The organism is Natribaculum luteum (assembly GCF_023008545.1).
In the GTDB taxonomy this organism is placed as follows: Archaea; Halobacteriota; Halobacteria; order Halobacteriales; family Natrialbaceae; genus Natribaculum; species Natribaculum luteum.
In genome coordinates, this window is sequence record NZ_CP095397.1 from 2,037,807 (window position 1) to 2,050,805 (window position 12,999).

Genomic DNA, 12,999 nt, shown 5'->3' on the forward strand with positions numbered 1-12,999 from the left:
GGACGACCGTGGCCGTGCAAAACGTTACGGTTCGCCGAAACGATCGCGTGACACACGGCGGGGCACGTTTTGCCGCTATCCCGTCATCCTATATCTGGAAGTAGGTACGCGTACGCATGGCGAACGAGGGGCAGCCGAGTGCGGACGAGCGACGACGCGACCTCTTCGACCGAGCACCGGACGAACCGGTGAGACGGCTCTCGGCCGAGGGCGAACTCCTCGGCGACGAACCCGACCTCTCCGACGGGACGTTGCTCGAGATGTACGCGGACATGCGACTGGCCCGGCGGTTCGACGAACGCATGCTCAGCCTCCAGCGTCAGGGACGGCTGGGAACATACGCCTCGCTCGCCGGCCAGGAGGGCACGCAGGTCGGCTCGACGTACGCGCTCGCCGACGGCGACTGGATCTCCTACCAGTACCGCGAGCACCTGGCGATCACCGCCCGCGGGAAGCTCTCGGAGTACCTGCTGTACTGGATGGGCCACGAACGCGGCAACGAGGCGATCGCCGACGTGAACGTCTTTCCGCTGAACATCTCCATCGGCTCGCACGTCCCGCACGTGACGGGGATGGGGATGGCCGCCAGGTACCGGGGCGACGAGACCGTCTTTCTCACCCACTTCGGCGACGGCGCGACCAGCGAGGGCGACGTCCACGAGGGGCTGAACTTCGCGGGCGTGTTCGACACTCCGACGGTCTTTTTCTGTAACAACAACCAGTGGGCGATCTCGATTCCGCGAGAGCACCAGACGGCGAGCGCCACCATCGCCCAGAAGGCCCACGCCTACGGCTTCGACGGCGTACAGGTCGACGGGATGGACCCGCTGGCAGTCTACGAGGTCACGAACGCGGCCGTCGAGAAGGCCCGCGATCCGGCCGACGGCGAGCCTCGACCGACGCTTATCGAGGCGCTGACCTACCGCTACGGCGCACACACTACGGCCGACGATCCGACCGTCTACCGGGACGACGAGGAGGTCGCGCGCTGGCGCGAGAAGGACCCGATCGACCGCCTCGAGCGCTATCTCCGGACGACCGGCCGCCTCGACGACGAACTGAGCGACGCACTCGAGGAGCGAATCGAGGCCGAACTCGCGGAGGCGATCGACGTCGCGGAGTCGTTCGAGGCCGACCCCGAATCGATGTTCGAGCACGTCTACGAGGAACCGACGCCGCGACTCGAGGACCAACGCGAGTCCCTCGAGGCGCTGCGAGAGCGCCACGGCGACGAGAAGCTGGTAGACGAGGAGTCGCTGTGAGAGCTGTTTGACATCCTCCACACGGCTGAAGCCCTGTCTCTTACCCACACGTTGCGCTACCAGTCTGCGAGCGATCCATCGGAGAGTGGCGATCGAGATACCAGTATTCAGTGCCTTTCGCCGGGCAAAATCCGTGATTTTGGATCCAAAAGCAGTCGACTCGAGTACCACGCTCCGTGACCGAGCGTCGATCTCGTCTCTCCTCCTGTGGGTCTCGGTTCGTTCTCGCCCGCCTCGAGAGCCTCCGAAACGCCGCTTTCGCGAGACTCCGACATATGGGTAAGAGACAGGGCTAAAGCCGTGGGCTTTCTCCTGCATTTCTGTAACCGTCGTCGTCCCGTTCCTGTTGCTGTCGGCGTACTACGGAATCGGGAGAGAGCTTCGACTCCTCGCGTGGCGGACGCGACTCGACCGCTGGACGGCGCTTCTCGCGGTGGGCGTCGCCGGAGCCGTCTTTGGCGGGCTGCGATCGCTCGGGCCGTACCCCGACGGCGGCTGGTTCGTCGTCGGGGCGGCGGTGTTCGTCTTCGGCGTCTTTCTGCTGTCGGTCGCCGTCGCGAACTACGACTGGTACCGCGCACTCGACGTTCCGACCGACGAGACGGGGTTCGTCCACGACGGGCCGGTCCAGGTAGCCGGTGAGGCACGGCCGGTCGGAGAGCCACTTGTCGGCCCGTTCTCCGGGGAACCGTGCGTCGCGTACGCCGCGAGCGTCGTCGAATCGCGGTGGTCGACGCGTGGATCGATCTCGGCACCGATCGCACTCGAGACCGACGCGACGCGATTCTACGTCGACGACGGGTCCGGCGGGTTGCTGGTCGATCCCGAGGACGCAGACGTTCTGTGTTCCCCGCCGGGATCGGGAGTCCTGGTTCGTGACGTGACGACGACGGTCGGTAGCGACGAACAGCCGCCAGAGCACGTTCGATCGGCCCTCGACGACCTCGAGATCGACGCCGCCTCGAGCGAACGGACCTACCGCGAGTCCCACGTCCAGCCAGGCGACGAGGTCTACGTCGTCGGCTCCTGTGAACTGGTCGGCCACGGCTACGAGGCGAACCGCGTCGTGACGAGCGCTGGCGGCGCACCGGCGTTCGTCGTGACGGCCGGCAGCCTCGAGCGAGTGACGGCGTCGGTCCGTGACTTCGTCGTCCACAGCGCGGTGCTTGGCTTCCTGCTCGCGGGAAGCGGTGGATTCCTGATGGGCTGGCTGATACTGTGATACGGTCTGCTGTCCCGCTTTTCCGCAGCGACCGCCGAGGGGACGCGGTCGCTGCGGGACGGACGGACAGCGGTCCGTATGTGTGCGTCTACACACTCTGTGACGGTACGGACGACCGGTCGTCTCGAGTCTTCGAACGGAACCGAAAGAAAAATCGAACGCTCGGAAAGTGAGCTTACGCGAGCTTCTCGATGTCGTCAGAACGCTCTGCGTTCTGACTGCTTGAAAAACTGGCTTTATGCCAGTTTTTCAATGTTGTCGACGACTTCCTCGGCGAACTCGCTGGTGGCGAGCTTCTCGGCGTCCTCGAGCTGGCGTTCTAAGTCGTAGGTGACCAAGCCCTCCGAGATGGTCTCCTCGACGGCGTCACGGACGAGGTCGGCGGCGTCGTCCCAGCCCATGTACTCGAGCATCATGCGGCCCGAGAGGATGATTGCGGTCGGGTTGACCTTGTCCTGGCCCTCGTACTTGGGTGCGGAGCCGTGGACGGGTTCGGCGAGCATCAGGCCCTCACCGAAGTTGGCGCCGGGCGCGATGCCGAGGCCGCCGATCTGGGCACCACAGGCGTCGGACATGTAGTCGCCGTTCAGGTTCATCGTCGCGACGACGTCGTACTCGTCGGTGCGGGTGAGGATCTGCTGGAGCATGTTGTCGGCGATGCGGTCGTTGACGACCACGGCGTCCTCTGGCGCTTCACCGTCGCGCTCCTCCCAGAGGGTGTCCTCGGTGATGACCTCGTCGCCGTACTCCTCGTTGGCGACCTCGTAGCCCCAGTCGCGGAACTGCCCCTCGGTGAACTTCATGATGTTCCCCTTGTGGACGAGGGTAACGGAGTCACGGTCGTGCTCGAGTGCGTAGTCGATAGCCTCGCGGACGAGTCGTTTCGTCCCGAACTCCGTGATCGGCTTGACGCCGATACCGACGGGGCCGTCGTGGATGACGCCCGTCGCGCCCATCTCGTCTTCGACGAACTCCTTGACCTGCTGGACCTCGTCGGTGCCGGCCTCCCACTCGATGCCTGCGTAGACGTCTTCCGTATTCTCACGGAAGGTGATCATATCCATCTTCTCGGGCTCTTTGACGGGCGACGGGACGCCGTCTAAGTGGTAGGTCGGGCGGACGTTCGCGTAGAGGTCGAGTTTCTTGCGCAGCGCGACGTTGAGCGAACGGAAGCCCGCGCCGACGGGCGTCGTCAGCGGACCCTTGATCGCGACGCGGTGTTCCTTGATCGCCTCGACGGTCTCGTCGGGCAAGTTCTCGTCGTACTTCTCGCGTGCGGACTCGCCGGCGTACAGTCGCATCCAGTTGATCTCGCGGCCGGTCGCCTCCGCGGCGGCCTCGAGCACTTTCTGTGCGGCGGGGCCGACGTCCTTCCCGACGCCGTCACCGTAGATAATCGGGATAATCGGGTTGTCGGGCACCTCGAGTTCGTCCTCGGTCCCCTCTGCGAGCGTAATCTTCTCCCCACCTTCGGGGACTTCGATCTTGTCGTAGCTCATCTCGTCTGTAGGCTTCTCACACTACCCTCTAAAAGGGCTGCCATTTGGATTTCCGTCGGAAAATATTACGATCGGCCCCCGTTCTTGTCCTACACTCCACTAAATCTACTGGTTTTGTTGTGCTGCCGGCCCGGGAGCTGAACACACTGATTTTGGAACTGGCCACCTTCCCGCCTCGAGGCGACACCTTCCGTTCGTGACTCTCCGAGAACCGAGACGCTGACGTCGCCGAGGGCATCGAACCGGGACGATTATTCCGCTCGTGGCGAACGTACTCCGTATGCAGATCATCGTCCACGGCGGTGCCGGAAGTAAACCCGAGGAGCCGACCGCACGGCGACGGGTACTCGAGGAGGCAGCCGAGACGGGCGTCGACGCGACCACGCCGCTCGAGGCCGTCGAGGCCGCGGTCCGCGTCCTCGAGTCCTCGCCCCGGTTCAACGCGGGCGTCGGGAGTGCAGTCCAGAGCGACGGCGAGATCCGGACGGACGCAGGGATCATGACCGACGATCGGTCGGTCGGCGCGGTCTGTTCGATGCCGGGGGTCGAACACGCCGTCAGCGCGGCTCGCGTCGTCGCAGAAGAGACGCCACACGTCTTCGTCTCGGGAGAGCACGCCGTCGCGCTGGCCGAGGCCTACGGGGTGGAGACGGGCGTCGATCTCTGGACCGATCGCACGCGCGAGAAGTGGGCCGACCACGACGCGCCCGACGGCGGACCGAAAGCCCAGCTCGAGTGGATTCGCGAGACGTTCGGTCGGACGGACCCCGGCGGCCGTGAAACGGCGGGTGACGCCGCCCAGGCCCGATCGGGCGTCGGTGACGAACACGATCACGACACCGTCGGCGCGGTCGCGTTCGACGGCGAGCACCTCGCCGCGGCGACGTCGACGGGCGGGCGCTGGCTCGCCCTCGCCGGTCGCGTCGGCGACGTCCCGCAGGTCGGCTCGGGCTACTACTGTTCGCCCGCCGGCGGCGCGAGCGCGACGGGAGCCGGCGAGGACATCGCTCGCGTCACCCTCTCGCGGCGGGTCGTCCGCCACGTAGAGCGCGGCCTCGACGCCCAGGAGGCGACCGACCTCGCCATCGAGGAGTTCGCGGAACTCACCGGCTCGACCGCCGGCGTCATCGCGATCGACGCGCGCGGCACTCTCGGCTCGGCGTACAACAGCGACGCGATGCAGACGGGACGCGCCAGTCGGTAGTCACGCCTCGAGTACGTCTCTCGCGTCACCGTCTGCACTCGATACCGGGCAGAATGAACGACAATCGTCGTACGTGAATTTTTAATATCGTCGATATCCTACCCGAACTCGATGCTCCGACAGCCCCACCACGCCTCGCGACGCTGTCCACGGTGCGATACGACGCTCACGAACGTCCAGGGGATCGACGCCTGTCCCGACTGTCAGTGGACCTCGAGCGTCGACCGATAGGGGCGACGCTAATCGTCGTTCTGGCGGTGCCGGCTTCGTGACTCGTCGGTCGTCGCGTCCCGCGCGGCGTCCATGAACCGCTCGTGGGCGTTCGTCGACTGTCCGTCCGATCGACAGCGCTCGTAGCTCCCGTCCGGTTGCATCTTCCACCGGTTGTGAGTGTCCGTCAGTAGCGTCCCGAGTATCTCCTCGAGGCGCGACTGGAGCCGTGGATCTTCGATCGGCGTCACGGCTTCGACCCGGCTGTCGAGATTTCGAGTCATCCAGTCGGCCGAGCCGATGTAGTAGCGCTTCTCGCCGCCGGCGTGGAAGTAAAAGATCCGCGAGTGCTCCAGGAAGCGGCCGACGATGCTGTAGACGTCGACGTTCTCGCTGACGTCCTCGAGGCCGGGACGGAGCCGACAGATGTCTCGGACCACGAGGTCGACGTCCACGCCAGCCATCGACGCCTCGTACAGTTCGCGGACGATCTCGGGGTCCTCCAGGCGGTTCATCTTGGCAACGATGCGGGCTTTTTCGCCAGCGCGTGCGCGATCGGCTTCGGCGCGGATCAGGTCGACGAACCGTTCGCGCATGTTCCCCGGCGCGATGAGCAGTGTCCGGTACTCGCGGTGCAGCGAGTGGCCGGTGAAGTAGTTGAACAGTTTGACGAGATCCTGGCCGACGTCCCGGTCCGCTGTCAGCAGGCCCAGGTCCTCGTACCGTTTGGCCGTCTCGGAGTGGTAGTTCCCCGTGCCGACGTGCGAGTAGAGGCAGACGCCGTCGTCTTCCTCGCGGACGACCAGCGACGTCTTCGTGTGTGTCTTGTAGCCGATCGTGCCGTAGGCGACGTGGATCCCCTCTTCCTCGAGTTTCTTCGCCCACTCGAGGTTGTTCTCCTCGTCGAATCGCGCTTTCAGTTCGACCATCACCGCGACCTGTTTGCCGTTCCGGGCCGCCTCGATGAGCGTCTGGATGACCTGGGAGTCGCTCGCGGTTCGGTAGATCGCCGCCTTGATCGCCAGTACGTCGGGATCGTTCGCCGCCTCGTCGAGAAACCGCTGGACGGTCCCCTCGAAGCTGTGGTAGGGGTGGTGGACGAGCACGTCGCGCTCGCGGATCACGTCGAAGACGCTCTCGTCGTCCTCGTGGGCTCGCTTGCCGAGTCGGGGATGTGGACGGGGCGTCCACGCCGGCAGTTTCAGGTCGGGACGATCCAGGTCCACGAGTTCCGCGAAGTCCCGATACTCGAGTGGGCCCTCGAGGTGAAACACCTCGCGGTCCTCGAGTTCGAGTTCACGCGTGAGGATCTCGAGGATCTCCTCGGGCGCGTCGCGTTCGATTTCGAGGCGGACGACGGTTGCGAATCGTCGTTCCTCGATGACCTCCTCGATCATCTCGATCAAATCCTCGGCGACTTCCTCGTTGCGCCGGACCTCGGCGTTTCGCGTGACACGAAAGAGGGCGGTGTCGACGATCTCGACGTCGGGAAAGAGCAGGTCGAGGTTCGCCCGGACGACCTCCTCGAGGGGGAGATAACGAGCGTCGTCGCCGATCTGGACGAACCGGACGTGATTTCGCGGGATCTTCACGCGCGAGAACGTCAGCTCTGCGTCGGGCCGTTCTCGAGTCAGTACGGCAAGCGAGAGGCTCTGGTTGGAGATAAAGGGGAACGAGTGGGCTGGATCGAACGTCAGCGGGGTCAGGGTCGGCAACACCGAACTCTCGAAGTACTCGCGGACGTCACGCCGCTCGGCCGACGTCAGGTCCTCGTAGTCGACGACGTGAATGCCCTCCTCGGCCAGCATGGGGCGGATCTCCTCGCGATAACAGCGGCTCTGGCGCTCGAACAGCGGTCGTGCATCTTCGAGGACTGCCTCCCACTGTTCCGTGGGCGTCCGACCGTCGGGCGTCTCGTCCGTGACGTCGGCGGCGATCTGCTGTTTCAGTCCGCCGACGCGCTTGCGGAAGAACTCGTCTAAGTTCGCCGTGAATATCGCGAGGAACTTCACCCGCTCGAGCAGCGGGTTCTCCTCGTCTTCGACCTCGTGCAGAACGCGACGCTGGAAGGCGAGTTCGCTGAGTTCGCGGTTGAGGTAGTACGTCGGCTCGGTGAGGTCGACGTCGGGGGTGGACGATCCGTCCTCGCCTGCGAGTCCGTCGGTCACCGTCCGATCGACGGCTGCCGGCCGGTACTCGAGTTCGACGTCCTCGTTCGTTTCGTCGCTGTCCCCGTCTGCGTCGGTTCCGTCTCGATTCGACACGTCGTCGCGAGCCGTCTCCTGATCGCTCATTCTCGTTCGCTCACCCCGTTTCGGGAACGACGATCTTCTCGTCGGATCGATCCCGGTGGCCGCCCGTCGAGACGCTCACGAATCGCTCGCGGCGGACGTCGTAGGCGGTGAGACTGCCGCCGTAGACGCAGCCGGTGTCGAGACCGACTGCCCACTCGCGCTCGAGGGGCCGCTCGAGGACGGTGTGGCCGAAAAAGACCCGCGGTGGACCCTCGTAGGCGTCGAACCAGAACGGTCCGTCGTAGCCGTTCCCCGCCGGCGAGCGCATCGTCAGCAGGTCTTCACTCGAGTGTGCCGACAGCGGTCGGTTCGGATCGACGCCACCGTGAACGACGACGCCGCCGTCCCAGGAGATGGCGACTGGCATCGACTCGATGTACCTGTAGTCGGTCGGGCCAAGCGCGGGCACGGCGGCGTCGCCGTCGAGCACTTTCTGTTCGTTGTTCCCCCGGACCGAGAGCAGTCGCGGCGACTCTCTGACCTGCTCGAGTACCGCCTTGCTCTGTGGGCCTTTCCTGACGAGGTCGCCGACGAAGACGACGAGATCGTCGTCGCCGAGCTCGAGGACGGAAAACAGCGTCTCGAGGTCCTCGAGACAGCCGTGGACGTCGCCGACGACGTAGACGTCGGCCCAGTTCTCGAGGTCGATCCGTCGGTGCTCGAACGATACTGCGGCGTCGAACGGTGGGTGGACGGTCGTCACTCGTCGAACACTGCTCACGACCGGTGATAAGTCGTTTATATGTTATTTCCCGCGATGTACAAAGCCGTCCGTAGCAGTATAGAGATCCAGATTCACGGGCGACGTCGGCCGGCGGCAACGGGGCCTGTGTCTGCGACGACCAGGTTCGAACGGAGGCGCAACCTCTTTTTGTCGACCCGAACAACCCCGTTACATGGCCGAAACCGAGGTCGACCTCGAGTCCGAGCAGTACGAAAAACACCGCGAGGCGGGACGAATCCTCTCGCAGGTTCGCGAGGAGGCCGCCGAACGCGTCGAGGTCGGCACGACCCACCTCGAGGTAGCCGAGTTCGCCGAAGAGCGCATCCGGGAACTCGGTGGGAAACCGGCGTTTCCGGTCAACATCTCGATCGACGAGGAGGCCGCACACGCCACGCCCGCCATCGACGACGAGACGACCTTCGGCGAGGAGATGGTCAACCTAGATATCGGTGTCCACGTCGACGGCTGGCTCGCCGACACGGCGATCACGGTCGACCTCTCCGGCAACCCGGAACTCGCCGAAGCCTCAGAGCAGGCCCTCGAAGCCGCACTCGAGGTCGTCGAACCCGGCGTCGAGACCGGCGAGATCGGTGCAGAGATCGAGGACGTCATCGACGGCTACGGCTTCAACCCCGTCGTCAACCTCACCGGCCACGGGCTGGGCCACTGGGAACAACACACCAGCCCGAATATCCCGAACCGGGCCGTCTCGCAGGGGACGACCCTCGAGGTCGGCGACGTCGTCGCCATCGAACCGTTCGCGACCGACGGCGGCGGGAAAGTGACCGAAGGGTCGAAAGAGGAGATCTTCTCGCTGGAACAGGACCGGTCGGTCAGAAACCGCCAGGCTCGCGAGGCACTCGAGCAGATCACCGAGGAGTTTCGAACCTTGCCGTTCGCGACGCGCTGGCTCGAGACGGACCGGCCGGAGATGGCCCTCCGCCGGCTGAAATCTCGCGGCGTCGTCCACGGCTACCCGGTGCTCAAAGAAGACGACGGCTGTCTCGTCAGCCAGAAAGAACACACGGTCATCGTTACGGAGAGCGGCTGTGAGGTCACGACGAAGTAGGGAGATTCCGATCGCCCGACGGCAAAAATGGCGCGTACTCAAGCGTTGTTCATCCGCTGGCTCTCGCGGTGCCCGCATCGTTGACACTCGGTGACGCGGTACGGTTCGCGGGAGAACTGTGCGTTCTCCTCTTTCAGACTCTCCGTGCGGATCTGGACGGAGACTTCGTGGATCGTGTCGAGTCCACACCGTTCGCAGTATTCGGTCATCCCGTTGAATGAGTTGTCTGTCGTTGCCATTGGGTGATCACTCTATCTAGGTAGAATATAAATCCTCGTTTCATTTCATGCGTCAAGGGGTGGAAAACGCAAGCAGGCGTCGGGTTCTGGATCCAGCGGTTGAGAACGTTCTATATCGTTTAGAAGTCGATTTGAGCGGGTTTCGTTCGAAATACAAGAATAAATGATAGCGAATTAATATGATTTCATCGATGAATAGATGGTTGGAAATGTGCGCGCGCGTTGCGATCGCGCGCGGAATCAAGTAATATATGCACGGATCGACTCACGTCGGGCATGGAGCAGGTGTTTGCCCCGTGGCGGATCGAGTGGATCAAACGCGACGACAAGAACCCGGACGTCGACGACTGCGTTTTCTGTGAATTCCCCGAACGGAGCGACGACCGGGCGAACCGGATCGTCGCCCGCAACGAACACGCCTTCGTTCTCCTGAACAACTACCCGTACAACCCCGGTCACGTGATGGTGATTCCCTACGCCCACACCGGCGAGTACGGCGCTCTCACCGACGAACAACTGCTCGACCACGCCCGCTTGAAACAGCGAACGTTCGACGCACTCGAGGCCGCACTCGAGCCGGACGGGTTCAACGCCGGCTTGAACCTCGGTCAGTCCGCTGGCGGGTCCATCAAGGACCACTTGCACACCCACGTCGTCCCTCGCTGGGAGGGCGACACCAACTTCATGCCGGTCGTCGGCGATACGACGGTGATCGTCGAGGCACTCGAGGAGACCTACGACCACCTCCACGAGGCGTTCGCGGCCCAGGAGGGGGCGACAGTAGCGGGCGACGATCGGGCCGTCCTCTTCGAGTGACACTGCCTGACACGATCGATCTATCGATCGCATCCGAGGTGCCCTCGCCAGCGGCGACACGCTCGAGTCGCGATCGATTGTCGGAACGTCCTTGGGTGTCCCCTGCGTAGAGAGAACTGATGGACCGCGTGCGAGCGATGCGGCGAGTCGGACTGGTCGCCCTCGGCGTCAACCTCCTGTTGGTGCTGACCAAGGGGATCGTCTGGTACCAGTCCGGGAGCCTTGCAGTCGGGTCGGAGGCGGTCAACAGCCTCGCCGACGTCGGTTACAGTCTCGTCGTCGCCACCGGACTATACGTGACGACCCAGCCGCCGGACACCGAACACCCCCACGGCCACGAGCGAATCGAACCGTTCGTCTCGCTTTTCGTCGCGGTCGTCATCTTCGTCGTCGGTGGACTGATCCTCTGGCGGTCGGCGAACTCGCTTTTGACCGGCGAGATTGCCGTCGCGACCGGCCCCTGGGCGGTCGCCGTGCTCGCGTTCGCCGGTGGGACGAAGTTCCTGTTCTACCGGTACTGCCTCCGTCTCGGGCAGACGCACAACTCGCCCGCCGTCATCGCGACGGCGAAAGACAACCGCAACGACGTCCTCACGGCGGGCGCTGCCCTCGTCGGCGTCGCCGGTGCCCAGGCCGGGATGCCCGTCCTCGATCCCCTCGCGGCCGCCGTCGTCGCCGTCGGGATCGTCTACTCCGGTCTCGAAATCGTCTACGACAACCTCGACTATCTCGTCGGCGGCGCCCCGCCAGAAGAACTGCGCTGTGACATCGTCCACCGGGCGATAACCCACCCCGACGTCGAGGGCGTCCACGACGTCGTCGCCCACTACGTCGGCCCCGAGATCGACGTCAGCCTCCACATCGAGGTCGAAGGCGACCACACCGTCCTCGAGGCACACGACATCGAGAGCGACGTCGTCGAACGGATCCGGGATATTCCCGAGGTCGACGACGTCTTCGTCCACGTCGACCCGCGAGAACTCGGCGAGTGGAAAGAAGACGACGAGGCGAGTCGGCTGGCGGAACTGAGCGACGAGTACACCGACGGCAGGTCCTAGAGCGGGCGACCGAACGCGTAGACCGTGTTGTGACCCGTCACCTCGAGGTCGACGAAGTCACCGGGCTCGAGGTCGTACTCGTCGGCGTCGCGGACGATGATCTGCCTGTACGCCGAGTCTCGGCACTTCACGGAGTCTCCAGTGCCTTCCTCGACGACGAGTACGTCTTCTCGCGTCTCGCCGACCATCGCCTCGTAGGCTTCGCCGACGATCTCCATTTTCAGTTCGGACATCTCCCTCGAGCGTTCCTTCTTGATCGTACCGCCGAGTCCCTTCATTTCGGCTGCGTCCGTCCCGGGGCGCTTCGAGAAGCGGGTGACGTTGAGCTTCTCCGGGCGCGTCTCGCGCAACAGCGCCATCGACTGCTCGTGGTCGGCGTCGCTCTCCGTCGGGAAGCCGACGATGAAGTCCGTCGACAGCGTCCAGTACTCGAGGGCCTCGTCGAACGTCTCGACCACCTCGAGGTACTCTCCGACCTGGTGCTGGCGGCGCATGTCGCCCAGCACGTCGTTCGATCCCGACTGGACGGGTGCGTGTAGGAAGTCGTACAGCTTCTCGTTTTCCGCGAAGACTGCGGCGAGTTCTTCGCGGATGCCGTGGACGCCTTTCGGGTTAGCCATCCCGACGCGGACCCGGAACTCACCGTCGATCGCACAGATCCGCTCGAGCAGTTCGTGGAGTTTCCGTTCGCCCGTGTCCCAGCCGTAGACGCCGGTGTCCTGGCCCGTGATGCGGATCTCTTTCGCGCCGGCGTGGACGAGTGCGCGGGCTTTCTCGACGTTCTCCTCGATAGGCGGCGAGTCGATCTTGCCCGTCGCCTGCTTCGTGATGCAGTACGAACAGTCGGACATACAGCCGCGGGCGATCGGGAGGATGCCGACGACACCGTCGAGGACGGGCTCCGTGCCGGGCGTCGTCGTCGGACACTCGCCGTTCGTGACGGCTTCGGGGACCTCGTCCCAGTGGAGGATCTCGGCGTCAATACCCGCGTCCTCGAACTCCTCGCCCTGTGCGAGCGCCATACAACCGGTGACGATGAGATCTGCCGTCTCGTCGGCGAGTTCCTCGGCCCGGCGGAGCATGTTTCGCTCGGTCTTCTCGACGACCGTACAGGAGTTCATGATTGCGACGTCCGCCTCGTCTGGGCCGTCGACCCGGTGGTGACCCGCGTCGCGGAGCCGTCGCTCGATCTCCCGGCTCTCGCCGCGGTTCGACGTACAGCCGTACGTCTCGATGTGGTACCGGGCCATTCGCTCCGTTACTCGGGTCTCACGCGGCAAAAGCGCGACGGATTCCCGTCACCGTCGAGCGTCTCCCCGCGAATCGACGACCCGAGCCACGCACCATCCAAGACACCTCGGAGCGGGTGACTTTCAGTGATGGAAACTATTATAGCCCTCAG

At 64.4% G+C, this 12,999-nt stretch carries 11 protein-coding genes; 6 read left to right on the forward strand and 5 right to left on the reverse strand.

The window, feature by feature from the left end:
• Window positions 1-116: 116 nt before the first annotated feature.
• Together pdhA and MU558_RS10510 are read left to right on the forward strand one after the other, a co-directional pair.
• Window positions 117-1,262: a pyruvate dehydrogenase (acetyl-transferring) E1 component subunit alpha gene (gene pdhA, locus MU558_RS10505; RefSeq protein ID WP_246966224.1), complete on the forward strand. Its 1,146-nt coding sequence runs from the start codon at window positions 117-119 to the stop codon at window positions 1,260-1,262.
• A 346-nt stretch (window positions 1,263-1,608) separates the two neighbouring features.
• The gene (locus MU558_RS10510) at window positions 1,609-2,484 is read left to right on the forward strand and encodes a hypothetical protein (protein WP_246966225.1); all 876 of its coding nucleotides are present in this window, start codon (window positions 1,609-1,611) and stop codon (window positions 2,482-2,484) included.
• A gap of 236 nt (window positions 2,485-2,720) precedes the next feature.
• Here the strand turns inward: MU558_RS10510 and icd are convergent, their stop codons facing one another.
• The gene (icd, locus tag MU558_RS10515; RefSeq protein WP_246966226.1) at window positions 2,721-3,983 is read right to left on the reverse strand and encodes an isocitrate dehydrogenase (NADP(+)); all 1,263 of its coding nucleotides are present in this window, start codon (window positions 3,981-3,983) and stop codon (window positions 2,721-2,723) included.
• A 280-nt stretch (window positions 3,984-4,263) separates the two neighbouring features.
• Between icd and MU558_RS10520 the strand changes: the two genes are divergently transcribed.
• On the forward strand, window positions 4,264-5,187 hold the full coding sequence (locus tag MU558_RS10520; RefSeq protein ID WP_246966227.1) for an isoaspartyl peptidase/L-asparaginase: 924 nt from the start codon (window positions 4,264-4,266) through the stop codon (window positions 5,185-5,187).
• Between the two features lie 239 nt (window positions 5,188-5,426).
• Here MU558_RS10520 and ppk1 read toward each other — a convergent pair whose 3' ends face one another.
• Window positions 5,427-7,691 carry a polyphosphate kinase 1 gene (gene ppk1, locus MU558_RS10525; RefSeq protein WP_246966228.1) on the reverse strand — a complete coding sequence of 755 codons (2,265 nt, stop codon included), beginning with the start codon at window positions 7,689-7,691 and terminating at the stop codon, window positions 5,427-5,429.
• A 10-nt stretch (window positions 7,692-7,701) separates the two neighbouring features.
• The gene (locus MU558_RS10530) at window positions 7,702-8,394 is read right to left on the reverse strand and encodes a metallophosphoesterase family protein (RefSeq protein ID WP_246966229.1); all 693 of its coding nucleotides are present in this window, start codon (window positions 8,392-8,394) and stop codon (window positions 7,702-7,704) included.
• A gap of 193 nt (window positions 8,395-8,587) precedes the next feature.
• On the opposite strand from MU558_RS10530, the gene map reads away from it, so the two are divergent.
• Window positions 8,588-9,484, forward strand: coding sequence for a type II methionyl aminopeptidase (map, locus tag MU558_RS10535; RefSeq protein ID WP_246966230.1), 897 nt, complete (start codon window positions 8,588-8,590; stop codon window positions 9,482-9,484).
• A gap of 38 nt (window positions 9,485-9,522) precedes the next feature.
• Here the strand turns inward: map and MU558_RS10540 are convergent, their stop codons facing one another.
• A complete protein-coding gene (locus MU558_RS10540) occupies window positions 9,523-9,723 on the reverse strand; it encodes a DUF7835 family putative zinc beta-ribbon protein (protein ID WP_246966231.1) in 201 nt (66 codons plus the stop codon).
• A gap of 276 nt (window positions 9,724-9,999) precedes the next feature.
• On the opposite strand from MU558_RS10540, the gene MU558_RS10545 reads away from it, so the two are divergent.
• Window positions 10,000-10,539, forward strand: a complete 540-nt coding sequence (locus MU558_RS10545; protein WP_246966232.1) for an HIT family protein — start codon at window positions 10,000-10,002, stop codon at window positions 10,537-10,539.
• 119 nt (window positions 10,540-10,658) lie between these two features.
• The gene (locus MU558_RS10550) at window positions 10,659-11,597 is read left to right on the forward strand and encodes a cation diffusion facilitator family transporter (protein WP_246966233.1); all 939 of its coding nucleotides are present in this window, start codon (window positions 10,659-10,661) and stop codon (window positions 11,595-11,597) included.
• On the opposite strand, the gene MU558_RS10555 is transcribed toward MU558_RS10550, so the two are convergent.
• Window positions 11,594-12,847: a tRNA (N(6)-L-threonylcarbamoyladenosine(37)-C(2))-methylthiotransferase gene (locus tag MU558_RS10555; protein WP_246966234.1), complete on the reverse strand. Its 1,254-nt coding sequence runs from the start codon at window positions 12,845-12,847 to the stop codon at window positions 11,594-11,596. The genes MU558_RS10550 and MU558_RS10555 overlap by 4 nt on opposite strands.
• Between the last annotated feature and the right edge of the window lie 152 nt (window positions 12,848-12,999).